Annotated in this window: 1 pseudogene; it reads right to left on the reverse strand. The window is 62.5% G+C overall.

Annotated features, from left to right (window positions below):
• Positions 1 to 254: pseudogene (locus EE949_RS00980) on the reverse strand (cobyrinate a,c-diamide synthase); the annotation flags it as partial.
• Positions 255 to 293 lie beyond the last annotated feature (39 nt).

A 293-nucleotide genomic window follows, 5' to 3' on the forward strand; every position in this document is an offset into this window, starting at 1 on the left:
TCTTCGGCGGCTTCCCACAGCAGGCGACGGCTTTCATCGGCGCCGACCATCCACAGGTCCAGTTGAAACACCGGCGCCCCGCTCGCCCGCTCGAGAATCATCGGGTCGAGAAAGTCCGGGCCACACTTGAAGACCCGTACCTTGCGCCCCTGATTACGGTGCAGGCGTGCCAGTGCTGCGGTGACGGTGGTCTTGCCCTGACCGGAGGCCGGTGCAGCGATCAGTACTGCCGGGCAATCCCTTGGGGTTCTCATGACCGGATGCTCATAACGGAATGGCTCACAGTTCAATAC

Source organism: Pseudomonas viridiflava, assembly GCF_900602065.1.
In the GTDB taxonomy this organism is placed as follows: Bacteria; Pseudomonadota; Gammaproteobacteria; order Pseudomonadales; family Pseudomonadaceae; genus Aquipseudomonas.